Source organism: Streptomyces indicus, from assembly GCF_900100315.1.
GTDB lineage: Bacteria > Actinomycetota > Actinomycetes > Streptomycetales > Streptomycetaceae > Streptomyces > Streptomyces indicus.
The window spans coordinates 344376-356447 of sequence record NZ_FNFF01000008.1; the positions used below are offsets into that span (position 1 = coordinate 344376).

A 12072-nucleotide genomic window follows, 5' to 3' on the forward strand; every position below is an offset into this window, starting at 1 on the left:
TCGCCATGACCGTCACCACTGACCACACCACGCTTCCCGCCGACGAGCGCGCGGTGCGACAGGACATCGACCAGCTGCACGCCGAAGCGCTCGACCTCGCCCGGCGTATGAAGGAACTGGCCCTCGTGCTGGACCACGGCGACTACTCCGCCGCTGGAGGACGCGTACGTACGGCCGTCGCCCACATCTGGCGAGCCGCCGAGGACCTGCACAGCGCCTTCCACACCGCGCCCCCGCGCTGTGCCGGGCCCGACGCGTCGATGTCGCGGCTGTGCGGCCGGCGGATGCGCTACCTGGCGGCCCGCGTCGCCCGGAGGGCCGAGTAATGGACATCATGCCCGGCGGCATCTCCCTTGTCCTGTACGCCGTGACGGCCGTGTGCGCGGTAGCCCTGGTGACGCTCTGGTTCCTGCTGAACCGCGGACGGCGCAACGCCGGATTCGCGAGCAAGGGACAGCTCAAGCGCCAGATGTCGGCCAAAGCAGTCCTGAAGGCCACCGAGATCCGCCCCTCCCTCACCAGCGACGACCGCCACCCCAGCCGCGCAACCAGGGTGAGCTTCGCGAAGGACCGCCCCGCCGGTCGCTGACCCTCTTTCCTCGTCGCCCGCCCACCTCGCTCCGGAGTACGTCATGCACCACCCCCTCGATCCTCACGATTTCGGCTACTCGCTGGGCACGTCGCAGCGCCCGAAGGGCGTCGAGCTGTGGTCCCGCGCCGACAAGGCATGCCGGGTCATCGGCCCGATGGGCAGCGGAAAGACTCTGCGGTTCTTCGCCCCGCTCGTCCGCAACTGGGCCGGGCCGGTCCTGGCCACCTCGACCAAGCCCGATCTGGTCGAACTGACCCTCGACGCGCGACAGCGGGACGGCCGCCCCGTCGCCGTCTTCGACCCGCAGAACATCGCGCCGAGCCTCCCGCGCTTCCGGTGGACGCCGATCAACGGCGCAGCCGACACGGAGGTGGCAATGATGCGCGGGAAGGCGTTCGTCGCGGGCTCACGCACCCCCAACGGTGCGGCACAGTCCAGCGAGGGCAGCGCCTTCTACAAGGGGCAGGCGTCCAAGATCCTCGCTGCCTTCTTCCACGCCGCCGCCCTCGACGGCGCCTCACTCGCCTGGGTTCTGCGGTGGGCCCGCAAGCTGACCGACCCGGCACCCCTCGGCATCCTCAACGCTCACCCGGGCGCCGGCCCCGGTTGGGCGGACATGCTCCGCACGGCCACCACGGGCGACAGTCGCACCGTCGGCAACACCGCCTCGACCCTCGACGCGGCCCTCGAACCCTTCATGCACCAGTCGGTGATCAACGCCCTTCAGGGAGACGGAGAAGATCCCACGGACTTCGGCGCGTTCCTCGACGCCGGGGGCACCCTCTACCTCCTCGGCAAGGACAGCGAGGTGAACAGCGTCGCGCCGCTGACCACCGCAATAGCCGAAGACCTTCTGGATTTCGCGGAGGCACACGCCCTCGCATCCCCGGCCGGGCGGCTCGACCCCGCACTACTCGCGGCCTTGGACGAGGCGCCGAACATCGCGCCTATCCCCTCCCTCCGCCAACGCGTCGCCGACGGTCGGGGCCGAGGCATCACAGTGGTCTACGGCCTCCAGGCGTGGGCGTCGGCTCGTGCCCGTTTCGGCGAGGACACCGCCAAGGAGCTGGCGGCCTTCACCAACAACGTCATCGTCCTGCCCGGGGACAAGGACCCCGACTTCCTGAAAGACATGTCCGACCTGTGTGGTCAGGTCGAGCGAGAGCGCACGACGAAGACCACGTCCGGCGGAGACCGCGGCGGCCACTCGACGGCCACGCACATGGCGCTCGAACCCGTCCTTCGAGGAGACGAGATCAGGGGCCTTCCCGAGGGTCACGCCCTGGTCCTCGCGGACAACCTCCCGCCGATCGTCACCCGGCTCGACGGCATGTGGACCTGGGATTCCTGGGCCGAGATCGAGGGTCACGTCCGTGACCTTCGAGCCGCCAATGAAGCCGAGCGGACCCTGCGGGCTACGGAGAAGAAGAACCGGGCCAAGGCCCACGCGGTGGCGTGGGCCGGCCGTGAAGGAGCGGCTGCCGCATGATCGAGACCCTGACCCACTTCGAGCCCTTTCCCGAGCCGCCCGCACTGATCTTGGAGTACATCGCGGAGCGGAGCACGGAGGAGTCCGTGGCCGCCGACGGTCCCGTCCCGTGGGACATCGGCGCCCTGTCAGCAGAACTGATCAAGCCGATGCCCGCGTGGCTCGATTCCGTGTGCCGTTGGCTGAACCGGACGTACGCCTGGCAGCCGCAGGACGTCATCCCGCCCTGCTGGGCGAAGCACGAGGGCCTGGCATACGAGATCGCGGCCCTGGCCTTCGCCAGGGGAGACGCGTACGCGGAGGCGGGCTCGTCCGTGATCTGGCACGAGCAGTACGACCGCTTCCTCACCCGAATGAACAAGTCGTTGGGCAAAGCAGGCGACGAATGCCGCGTCGGCAGGCACGACGACCGTCCGGCGCGTTTCCAGCTCGCGGCCTGGCCCACGGCCAAGGGCGAGGAGACGGGATCTGCGGGACGAGTCGAGGAGATGGTGGCCGGATGATGAGGGACCCGAACATGGTCTTCTCGACGGACCCTCGTCACGGACTGGTGGCGCGAAGCGGCTGGGAGCAGGAGGAAGCCCGGACCGTGCTCCGTGATCTCGGTTGGGAGTGGACGGAGGAACTGCACGCCCTCGTCCCACCGGACGACGTGCCGGAGGTCGACGCCGGCCTTCGGGCAGTGGAGGAACTGCACCTGCATGGGCACCGGACCGGGTACGCCGTGGGGCCTTACGGCACGATGCGGTTGACCCTGGATCGCGCGGAGCAGGTGTTCACGAAGGCCGCCGCCCGGGAGCCTGGTGAGGTCACCCCCGACCCGGGCGCGCAAAATGATCAGCCTGGAAGAGCGGTCACCAGGCGGCCTACGTACGGGGGAGTACCCCCTTCAGAAGGGCCGGTTGAACCCGACGGGCCCGAGTCCCCAGCAATCTAGAACGCCCTCCGGCAAGAGCCCGTACCTGTCCTTCAGCGTTCGAGGAGCCCTAGGGGTTCCTCGAACGCTGCTGCCGTTCGTTGGCCGGCGTGACGTCCCCCGGCGAGCTGTTTCGCTCTGTTCGTTCAGGCGGGAGCGGGGTCGAGGAGAAGCGAGTCGAGGATGGCAGCTGTGCCGGTGGGATCGGTCGTGTGGTGCACAGTGCGGATGCCCAGGGTCTCGGCGGGCGGCAGGTTCTCCGCATGGTCATCAACGAAGACGCACTCAGGACCCGTCAGGTCTAGGGCGTCAAGCGCACGCTGATAGATGAGCGGCGACGGCTTCCGTACGCCCTCCAGCTCCGACAAGATCACGGCATCGAAGAAGTCCGTCCACATGCCCTTGTCCTCGTACGGGTTGTAGGGCTCAATGCCGAACGAGTTGCTGAGCATGGCCACCTTGATCCCTGCCGCACGAGCGCGCTTCGCGGCGGCGACGATCTGAGGCTCCGGGTGGAGGTTGGCCAGAGCGCGCCGCATCAGGTCGGTGGAGTCGATACCGAGGATGCCGCCGATGACACGGTTCCAGTCCTCCTGGGTTGCCTCACCGACCTCCAGTGCTGCATAGATCGCGACGCCGTCGGGATGCTCATTCAGCGCCGCGAAATACGCGCCTGGAGTCAATCCCTCCGTCCTCTCGAACGCCTGCCCGTTCAGTCGCATCCGAGTGGTGAGCACACCACCGAAGTCGAGGATCAGACCACGGTATGGGGCTGGCAAAGCGGCCTCCTTGCCGATCTTTCATACGTGTACGCGGTCCCCCGGCCGCAGGGCGACAGGGGGACCGTTGAGTGCCCTCCCCAGAGGGAGAGACCCCCAGTATCGCCTCTCCCCGAAGCACGTGGGCCTACGCTTGACATGAGTGCCCTGTCCACTACGGCGAATGGTCAACCCATGGTGTATGACGGAGAGTTGTTCAGCATCGGCCAGCGGATCAAGTGGTGGCGTGAGCGCCGGGGCTTGTCTCAAAGGATGCTGGGAGACCTAATCGGCAGGTCAGAGAACTGGGTCTACAAGATTGAGAATGACCGGATGCCCTTGGACCGGCTTCCAATCCTGATCGCCCTGAGTAAGCAGCTGCGATGCAGTCTGGAGGACCTGACGGGCGGCTACGTGTCCGGAATCGTTACGGCGGGCACGGAGCACGAGCACGTTCCGCTCATCCGACAGGCCCTGTCGCTGCCCGCCTCCCTCCTTCCGCAGCGGATCGGGTCGGTCACCTCCGACGACTTCGAGTCCTCGGTTACGGACGCCTGGAAGGTCTACGAGACGCAGGCTGACGACCGGTACCGCGACGTCGGCGAGCGGCTGCCCACCCTGTTGCGGCAGGGACACGCCGCTCTGCGCGACGCCTCGCCTGAGCAGGAGGGCACCGTCCTCCGGCAGCTCATCAGTCTCTACGGCCTGCACCAGATCTGGCTTCGCCGCGTCGGTGAACCGACACTCGCCCGCATCGCGGCCGACCGCGGCCTCTCCCTCGCGGACAACGCCGGTGACCCGGCCCTCCTCGCAGCTGCGGCCTGGAACCTGGCCTGCGTTCTCACTTCCGCTGGAGATGTGGAAGACAGCTACGAACTTGCCCGGCAGACCATCGCCCAGTGCCGGCCGCACGACGACTCCAACGCGGAGCACTGGTCCGCGTACGGCGCACTACACCTGCAAGGTGCCGTCGCCGCCGTACGCGCGACAAAGGGCCCGAGGGCGTGGGACCTGTACAACGGCGCGCAGCAGGCCGTGGACCGGGTCGGCTCGGACCTCAACCACTGGCACACGTGCTTCGGTCCGACCAACTTCGCCATGCACGAGGTACACCTGAAGGCGGAGGAGGGCGACACCAGCGAAGCGCTTCGCGCCGCCGATCACGTCCTCGTCAACGAAGAGGTCCCGCTCGAACGTCGAACCCGGTACCTGATCGAGGTAATGAACCTCAACCGCATCCAGCGAGACGACTACGCGACGGTGCACATTCTCGGCAAGCTGCTGAAGCAATCTCCGGAGGAGATCGTGTTCTCTCCCCTGGTCAGGGAGGCGGTGGCCGACCTGCTGAAGCGCGAGAAGCCGATGTGGCGCGACGACCTTCGTGCGGTAGCGAAGCACATCGGGCTTGCGGCGTAGGCATATGCCAACCCTGAGCGTTACTCAGCCCTGATTTTTTCTCAGGGGTGGGGTCTTGAAGTGGCCCTACGTTTACGGGTCATGACGACAAGTCACGCTCAGACGGAAGCTGGCGCGGCGCCCTTACCGCCCGCCAAGCGCCACCTCCGCCTTGCTCGTGAGGCGGAGGTCGCGCACACGGAGGCCGGTCGTTTCGCGGTCCCCCTCGACCTGCACGAGGGGGCCGCGGAGCCCGCGACCATTCCGCTGGTCCTGACGGCCGATGAAGCGGTTGCTCTGCACGGCAGGCTCGGTGCCCTCTTCCCGTTCACGGAAGGGGACAACCGATGACCACACGAACTCCCGCAGATCGTGAGCGCCGCCGCAACCTCGCGGACGCTGCGAACACACCGTTGCCTCCTTTTGCCGGACTGCTCCGCCACGTCCCGGGCCAGCAACGCCGGACGGGCCCGCTCGCTTCCCTTGACGACCGGGCCGCCCCGGAAAACGGGGCCTCACAGAGCGGGACGGAGCGGTGATCGGCCCGGCGTCGCAGCGCCCGACCGCAACTCGTGCCGGCGGCCTGGTGGAGGAGCGTTTCCCCATCACCGCGCACTCCCCGGGCGAGCGCCCCCCTCCCGTAGACGAGTCCCGCGTCCGCGCCATGAGGCTCGTGACCCGTGAACGTCTCACCTCCCGCGGTCTGACCTGCGTCGCCGACGACGCGACACTCGTTGTCTCTGAGCTGATCACTAATGCCATCGTGCACAGCGGTGGCAGGCAAATCCGGCTGACCCTTGACGTGCGCGATGGCGTCCTGCGCATCCGTGTCCATGACGGCGTGCCCGGACCTCGCCCCACTGCTCAGTGCCCCGAGGACGACGCCGAGAACGGTCGCGGCCTGGTGCTCGTGCAAGAGATCGCCCGAAGCAGACAGGGCGCGTGGGGTGTCAGCGACGACGGCGCCACCACGTGGTGCGAGCTGAGTTTGGTGGCGTGCTGATGACGAACACCGCATTACGCGACGAGACGACTAGCCCGGAGACCATGCCGGTCCGCGTTAAGGACCCGACGGTCCCCACGAACCCTTGGACTCCTCCACACGGTGAGGAGGAGGCCCGGCGGTACCTGAGCGCAGTGCGCGAGTGGGCAAGCGTGGATTGGAACGAGGTGTACGACGACCTCGACACCATCCTGCACGGCGAGGAAGAGATCAGCCACCACGCCGCGGGCCCGTCCGGCGGAGCACCATTACCCAACTACAACAACGATGCCCTTACTCAGCGCTTCCTCATGGCGCTCAAGCTGCTTGTAGCCCGCGCCTTGCGAGACAAAGCCGACGAGAAGCACCCGGACATCGCCGCTCTGATCAGACAGGCCCGCACGCTGCGTGCCGAGGTATTGGCCGGCGACGCGGGACAGACCATCGGACTCGTTCGGAAGCTGGCGCGGCTCACCCTCGATCTCGCCGAGCTTCTGGAAGAGGCCGGGATCGTCAGGGGGCTGGTCGAGTGCTGACGACCACCAAGGCTTCGACGCGTTCGTTCGGCCCTTCCCTCTGCCCTGCCGAGGAGGCGTACGACTTCGAGCACTTCCGGGACCGCCTTGCCCGGCCCGAGGTCCTTGCTCACGCTGTCGCGGTACGCGTCTTCCGGGCACCACTGCTTGCCGTGCCGGTCGGCGGCCCGCGTCGCGGCGGATACATGTCCTTCGATCTGCTGTCCCTGGCAATAGGGGCACGCGACCTTCTCACGAACCGGCCGGGGTTTCCGGATCTCCGCGTCCGATGGTCGCCGTACCGCGATACCTGCCACACCGTCGAGTGGGGCGATCCCGCTCCCGAGTGGTGGGAGGACGACGCGGTCTTCGGCCGCTTCTACGGGTACAGCGAGTCCGCCATCACCTCGTTTGTACGTGCACGCCCACAGACACCCTCTTCGGCAACCTCCACTCCGTGTTCCCCCACGGCTTCGTAGTCGCCGAAGAGGGCCCAACTTCCCCACACTGCCTTGAGAGGACGACGAGTACGATGTGCCAGCACACCCCGCCGTGTCCCACGGCCGAGGCTTCCGACCGAGAGGCCGCCCGCCCCACGGTGGCCCACCCTGAACAGGGCTGGAGCCTGCTGTGCAACGGGGTGTTGCTCTTCGAGGTTATGTCGATCTCCCAGTCACAAGGGCTGGTCTGACGTGCTGCTTTGCGAGATGGACATGTCGTTTCAGCGGCTCTGGGCGAGGGGCTGTGCGAGCTTAGGCGGTGGCGGTCGCCAGCAGTTCGGGCAGGTTGCGCATGTCGTCGAAGACGACGGTGCCTGGCCCCTCCAGTCGCGAGGCCGGGGTAAGGCCGCCGCAGTATCCGAAGGCTCGCATGCCGGCGGCCCGAGCTGCTTGCACCCCGTATGCGCTGTCTTCGATCACCGCGCATCGCTCGGGTTGTACTCCCATGGAGCGTGCAGCGTGCTGGAAGAGGTCGGGTGCGGGCTTGCCTCGGCGGACGTCGGCCGCACTGAAGATGCGGTTCTCGAAGTGGTTCGTCAGATCGGCGATTTCCAGGCTTCGTCGGATGCCGGCGTGATCACCGTTCGAGGCGACGCAGACGCCTGTGGTGAGGCTCTTCAGGACCTCGGCGATGCCGTCGACAGCAGTCAGTTCGGCCTCGAAGGCCGCCTCATACAGATGCTCGTACTTCTGCTGCCATCCCTTTTCCAGGCGCCGTCCGAGTCGTTCCTCGACTGCTGCGGTGTAGACCTCGGTGGACGAGCCCACGAACCGCTCGATGATCTCAGCTTCGGTGAACGTGCACCCCAGGTCAGCCATGATCATGGCGTCGACTTTGACGCATATCTTCTCGCTGTCCACCAGCACGCCGTCACAGTCGAAGATCACCAGTTCAACAGGGCTCTGCGTCATGATCAGCAGCGTAGAGGGGCGCCGGTTCAGGCATCGCACCGCGTAGGGCTGTCGTCGGCTTTGCCGGGGTTTCACCCCGAGCTGCTTGCACCACCCACCGGGGTGCTCGACAGCACGCGGAGACGGCGGATCTCGCCGTGGGCGATCTCCAGCTTCTGGGTGAGGTCGGCGACCTGGTCGCGAAGCTGCCGATTGCGTTCGAGCGCGGTCTCCAGCCTGCGTTGCAGGGAGGCGTCGCTGGCCGCGTGCCGGGCGCTGCGGTGTGGTGCCGGGGCTCGCGTCTGGAGCTGGTTGATCGCGGTGATGAGGTCGGTCTGCGTGTATAGCCAGGACCGGGAGACACCGGCAGCGTTCGCGATGCCGACGACCGTGGGCCGTTCACTGCGGCGAGCCGCAGCCTTGACGGCTTCTTCGGCCCGCTCGCGTGCCTGCCTGCTGCGCGTCTTCGACGCTTCGACGAGGAAGTGGGCGTTGTCAGCCGGTGGCATCGAGATCGGTCACCTTCCCGCCGGCCACGATCTGCTGCGGTCCGGCCTGTTCCAGGGCGTCGATGATGGTGTCGAGCTTGCCGAGCGTGCGGGTGTTCTTCTCGACGATGCGCGACAGCCCGGCCTTCTCGGCGTCGCCGATGAGCTTGCGGGTCTCGTCCCGCTGGCGTCGGTGCTGGTCGAGGAAGTCGCCGGTGGTGATGAAGAAGCGGCAGTCCAGACACGGGTTGGCGTACTCGCAGTCGGTCTGGATGGGGGCTCCGCAGTAGCCGTTGGGGAGACTGACCTTGGCGCGGACCAGGGACAGCCGCATCCAGGTGGCATCGGCGAGCGGGTGGTCGACGGGCAGTGCGACGGGTTCGCCCTCGGCGTTGACCTTGAGGGACTTCTCCCAGTGCTCGCGCAGGGTCTTCTGGTGCAGCCGGGCGTAGATGGCCGTCATCTGCGGCGACATGTGATCGAGCAGTTGCTGGACGATGTGCTGCGGGACGTTGGCGTTGATGAGCCTGGTGCCCAGCGTGTGGCGGAACTGGTGGAAGGTCACCCGCGCGGGGCGGCCGTGCTCGTCGATGAGGCGGATGCGCTCCAGCCAGGTCTCCATCTGTTCGCGGCACCAGCTGTCCGAGACAGCCTTGCTGCCGTTGAGGTTGGCCACCCAGCCGGGGAACAGGAAGTGGCTTCCGGCGGGGAAGCGGGCCTGGACGCGCTTCTGTTGTGCGGCGATCTCATCGGCCAGGGCCTGGCTGATGGGGAAGAACGCGATGCGCCCGTGGATCTTGTGGTTCACCCAGGTCAGGTAGGGGGCTCCGGTGTCGTCGTGGGTGACGCAGTCGAACCGCAGGCGCCGGGCGTCCTTCATGCGCAGGCCGCAGGAGATCAGCAGCGGGACCATGAGGCGGAGATCGTCGGTGGCGATCAAGGCCAGGCTGGCGGGGTTCTCCATCTGCCGCATCAGGTGCTCGGAGATCCAGCGAGGCTTGGCCGGCGGCGGAGGCGGGGCGTCGTTGTAGACAACGGCGTCGCGGGGCAGGCCCGGCTGCCAGTCGTGGGCGCGAGCATCCGCGAGGAACCGGCCCAGCGAGTTGACCGCCGCCCGGCGGGTAAACACGTCCGGGTAATCGACGGCCAAGGCGGCGATCCACGTCTCGATCCTGGCCCGGGTCAGGTCGCCAGGATCGGCGTTCGGCGGCAAGTGCCGCGAGAGATGAGTCAGGGAGCGCAGGTTCTGCGCGACGGTGTTGACGCTGATGTTCATGCTGATGCGCCAGCGGCACCACCGCTTGGCCAGCTCGCGCAGCCAGGGCTGAGCTATGCCGCCGAAGCGCAGGTAGCGCATCTCGCCTTCGGCCAGGGCGAAGTGCCGCAGGTCCCAAATCTCGCGCGGATACTGGTCGGCCCACGGATCATCGGCGATGAGCAGGTGCTCCAGTGCGAAGCGAGTGTCCGCGATGAAGCGGAAGGCGACCACGTTGTAGCCGTGACGCCGTCCGTCGGCCCTCAGCGGCGCGACGTGATCGCGCCAGCTGGTCTCGTCCCAGTCCAGAAGGCTGGTGACCGGCGCCTCGCAGGCCCAGGTGACCGCGCGGCGGACGTCGCGGGCGGGGGTGAACCGCAGCCCCTCGTCGAGCCGGTGCTGCAGGCCGAACTGGAACTCCAGACGGAGTGCTGGATCGAGCTGACTCAGGCGGATCTTCGGGTCGCCGCGGTGAGCAAGGTCGTCGTACCAGCTCGTGAGGTCAGGGCGGCCGTGCTTGCGCCACCGGGTGTGGTGCGTGTGACACAGCGGCGCATCGGTGCTGTCGGTCCAGCGCGGGCAACCGGGAAACTCGCAGTTTCGCTCGGCGGCCCACGGCCTGCGCGGTGGGTGATAGAGGGTGCGTCCCACCCAGTCCTCAAGGGGTGGCCGCCCTGCGTGGGTCCATCGCGAAGCATGTCGGTGACACAGGCCGTGGGCGGCCCTGGCCCGGTTGCACCCGGAGACCAGGCAGGCCGCCACCTGCTGGCGGCGGCGCAGGCGCGCGTCCTCGTCCGCGGCCCAGCTGTCCAGGTCGGCCGGGCGTCCTGCGGCCACCCAGCGGTGATGGTGGGTGCGACAGAGCTTCAGCGAGCCCATGGTCAGCGTCGTCGGGCAGGAAACGATGCGGCATTCACCGGGGAAGAACACCGGGCTGTCACGCGGCGGACAGAACATCTCGGCCCGGAACTCCGGGCGCACCGTCTCCATCAGCTTCGCCAGCAGCCCCGCCGAACCCCGGTGCGTCTGGGGCGTGTTCACCGGGCCGATGCCCCGTCCCTGATGATCCCGGCCGAGAGGAGCACCCGGCGATGATCCTCGACATCGAGGTGACTGTAGATCTCGGCCGTGGTCTGCGGGCTGGCATGACCGAGGAGTTCGGCCACGACCTCGATCGGCACCTCGGCCCGCAACAGCCGGGTGGCGTAGGTGTGCCGGCAGGCGTGCGGCGAGAAGTGCGTGATGCCGGTCCGCTTCTGCAGGCGTTCCACCAGTTCGTTGACGTTCGCCCGGGTCATCGGGGAGCCGATCGGCGCGCGGAAGAGGTTGGCGAACACGAAGTCGCAGTCCAGCGCGCCGTACTCGCTCTCCATGTAGGCGGCGTAGCGATCGAACAGCTCCGGCCTCACCGGGATGATCCGGCCCTTCATGCCCTTGACGCGGGCCCGGTTGGCGTTGTTCTCGCGCGGAACGACGTGCACCTCTCCCTTGCGGAGGTTCAGGTCGGCATGCCGCAGGCCCAGGGCCTCGCTGATCCGCAGCCCCGAGTCGTCGAGGAGAGCGATAAGGAACCGGTCCCGGCGCCGGTTGCAGGCGCTCATCAGCCGCTGGACCTCGTTCTCGGTCAGCGTCCGGGGCGGCTTGCGGTGGGCGGGGATGCGGATCGGGCTGTACTCGACCTCACCGCCCCGCTGGGTGTGCGCCAGCATCGGCGTGTAGGAGCCGGTCGGCTGCCTGCCCAGCAAGTTTCCCAGCAGCGCGGGCACGTCCTCGTCCCGCCGGGCGTGGAACCGGTAGAACGACGCGAGCGCGGCCCGCTTCCGCTGCAACGTGGTGTTCTCCAGCGCCTGGCCGACACCGGGCAGCACGAACACCCCCGGTGCACGGGCCGGCTTCGGACGACGCAGCCAGTCGAAGAACTGGGCCAACACCTCCAGGCGCACGCGCCGGAAGTCGAGGCCCGTCTGCTCCAGCCAGACGAAGAAGTCCCGCAGGTCGTACGCGTAGCCCTGCACCGTGTTCGGCGACGCACCCCTCGCCGCCAGGTACCCGAGGAACTCCTCCACCGCATCGACGGGCAAGCCGTCGGCCCCCACCACGGTGTACGAGACCGGACCGTCCGCGGACAACCGCAGTCTCTGCACAGCGAACGACACACCACACCCCAGGACGACATGGACAGGCGAACAGAACCCGTCCATGTAGCACCGAAAGGCCCTCCCATGGAAGCGAGTTGGACATCAAAGACACCCGGAAGACTGATCGGCATAGTCGACGACACCGGCGAGCTG

The 12072-nt window shown here is 67.7% G+C and carries 13 protein-coding genes and 1 pseudogene; 9 read left to right on the forward strand and 5 right to left on the reverse strand.

Annotated features, from left to right (window positions below; all coding sequences use genetic code 11):
- Window positions 1-5 precede the first annotated feature (5 nt).
- Genes BLT97_RS21740 through BLT97_RS21755 form a run of 4 tightly spaced genes read left to right on the forward strand, consistent with a single transcriptional unit; the run spans window position 6 to window position 2584 of the window.
- Window positions 6-326 (forward strand): DUF6238 family protein, encoded by a 321-nt coding sequence (locus tag BLT97_RS21740; protein ID WP_244210010.1) that lies wholly within the window; start codon window positions 6-8, stop codon window positions 324-326.
- On the forward strand, window positions 326-589 hold the full coding sequence (locus tag BLT97_RS21745) for a hypothetical protein (protein ID WP_070200826.1): 264 nt from the start codon (window positions 326-328) through the stop codon (window positions 587-589). Before BLT97_RS21740 ends, BLT97_RS21745 begins: the two co-directional genes overlap by 1 nt.
- 43 nt (window positions 590-632) lie before the next feature.
- Window positions 633-2081 carry a type IV secretory system conjugative DNA transfer family protein gene (locus BLT97_RS21750; protein ID WP_070200825.1) on the forward strand — a complete coding sequence of 483 codons (1449 nt, stop codon included), beginning with the start codon at window positions 633-635 and terminating at the stop codon, window positions 2079-2081.
- Window positions 2078-2584 (forward strand): hypothetical protein, encoded by a 507-nt coding sequence (locus BLT97_RS21755; RefSeq protein WP_055643651.1) that lies wholly within the window; start codon window positions 2078-2080, stop codon window positions 2582-2584. Before BLT97_RS21750 ends, BLT97_RS21755 begins: the two co-directional genes overlap by 4 nt.
- A 559-nt stretch (window positions 2585-3143) precedes the next feature.
- Here BLT97_RS21755 and BLT97_RS21765 read toward each other — a convergent pair.
- A complete protein-coding gene (locus BLT97_RS21765) occupies window positions 3144-3776 on the reverse strand; it encodes an HAD-IA family hydrolase (protein ID WP_055643649.1) in 633 nt (210 codons plus the stop codon).
- Window positions 3777-3950: 174 nt separating this feature from the next.
- Here BLT97_RS21765 and BLT97_RS21770 point away from each other — a divergent pair, with 174 nt between their 5' ends.
- The 5 genes and pseudogenes from BLT97_RS21770 to BLT97_RS38605 all read left to right on the forward strand — a co-directional run.
- Window positions 3951-5171: a helix-turn-helix domain-containing protein gene (locus BLT97_RS21770; protein ID WP_070200823.1), complete on the forward strand. Its 1221-nt coding sequence runs from the start codon at window positions 3951-3953 to the stop codon at window positions 5169-5171.
- 565 nt (window positions 5172-5736) lie between these two features.
- Entirely contained in the window at window positions 5737-6153 is a 417-nt protein-coding gene (locus tag BLT97_RS21775; RefSeq protein WP_275539230.1) for an ATP-binding protein, read from the forward strand.
- Between the two features lie 152 nt (window positions 6154-6305).
- Window positions 6306-6668 (forward strand): DUF6415 family natural product biosynthesis protein, encoded by a 363-nt coding sequence (locus BLT97_RS21780; RefSeq protein WP_143041364.1) that lies wholly within the window; start codon window positions 6306-6308, stop codon window positions 6666-6668.
- Window positions 6662-7126 (forward strand): DUF6302 family protein, encoded by a 465-nt coding sequence (locus tag BLT97_RS38600; protein WP_070200821.1) that lies wholly within the window; start codon window positions 6662-6664, stop codon window positions 7124-7126. Before BLT97_RS21780 ends, BLT97_RS38600 begins: the two co-directional genes overlap by 7 nt.
- 53 nt (window positions 7127-7179) lie before the next feature.
- Window positions 7180-7302, forward strand: a pseudogene (locus BLT97_RS38605) (DUF5999 family protein); the annotation flags it as partial.
- Between the two features lie 97 nt (window positions 7303-7399).
- Here the strand turns inward: BLT97_RS38605 and BLT97_RS21790 are convergent.
- The 4 genes from BLT97_RS21790 to BLT97_RS21805 all read right to left on the reverse strand — a co-directional run bounded on the left by BLT97_RS21790 (window position 7400) and on the right by BLT97_RS21805 (window position 11937).
- Window positions 7400-8059: an HAD family hydrolase gene (locus BLT97_RS21790; protein WP_070200820.1), complete on the reverse strand. Its 660-nt coding sequence runs from the start codon at window positions 8057-8059 to the stop codon at window positions 7400-7402.
- Window positions 8060-8130: 71 nt separating this feature from the next.
- Window positions 8131-8547 carry a DUF6262 family protein gene (locus BLT97_RS21795; protein ID WP_070200819.1) on the reverse strand — a complete coding sequence of 139 codons (417 nt, stop codon included), beginning with the start codon at window positions 8545-8547 and terminating at the stop codon, window positions 8131-8133.
- Window positions 8534-10822 carry a tyrosine-type recombinase/integrase gene (locus BLT97_RS21800; protein WP_070200818.1) on the reverse strand — a complete coding sequence of 763 codons (2289 nt, stop codon included), beginning with the start codon at window positions 10820-10822 and terminating at the stop codon, window positions 8534-8536. Before BLT97_RS21800 ends, BLT97_RS21795 begins: the two co-directional genes overlap by 14 nt.
- The gene (locus BLT97_RS21805) at window positions 10819-11937 is read right to left on the reverse strand and encodes a tyrosine-type recombinase/integrase (protein WP_245769318.1); all 1119 of its coding nucleotides are present in this window, start codon (window positions 11935-11937) and stop codon (window positions 10819-10821) included. Before BLT97_RS21805 ends, BLT97_RS21800 begins: the two co-directional genes overlap by 4 nt.
- Window positions 11938-12072: the final 135 nt, after the last annotated feature.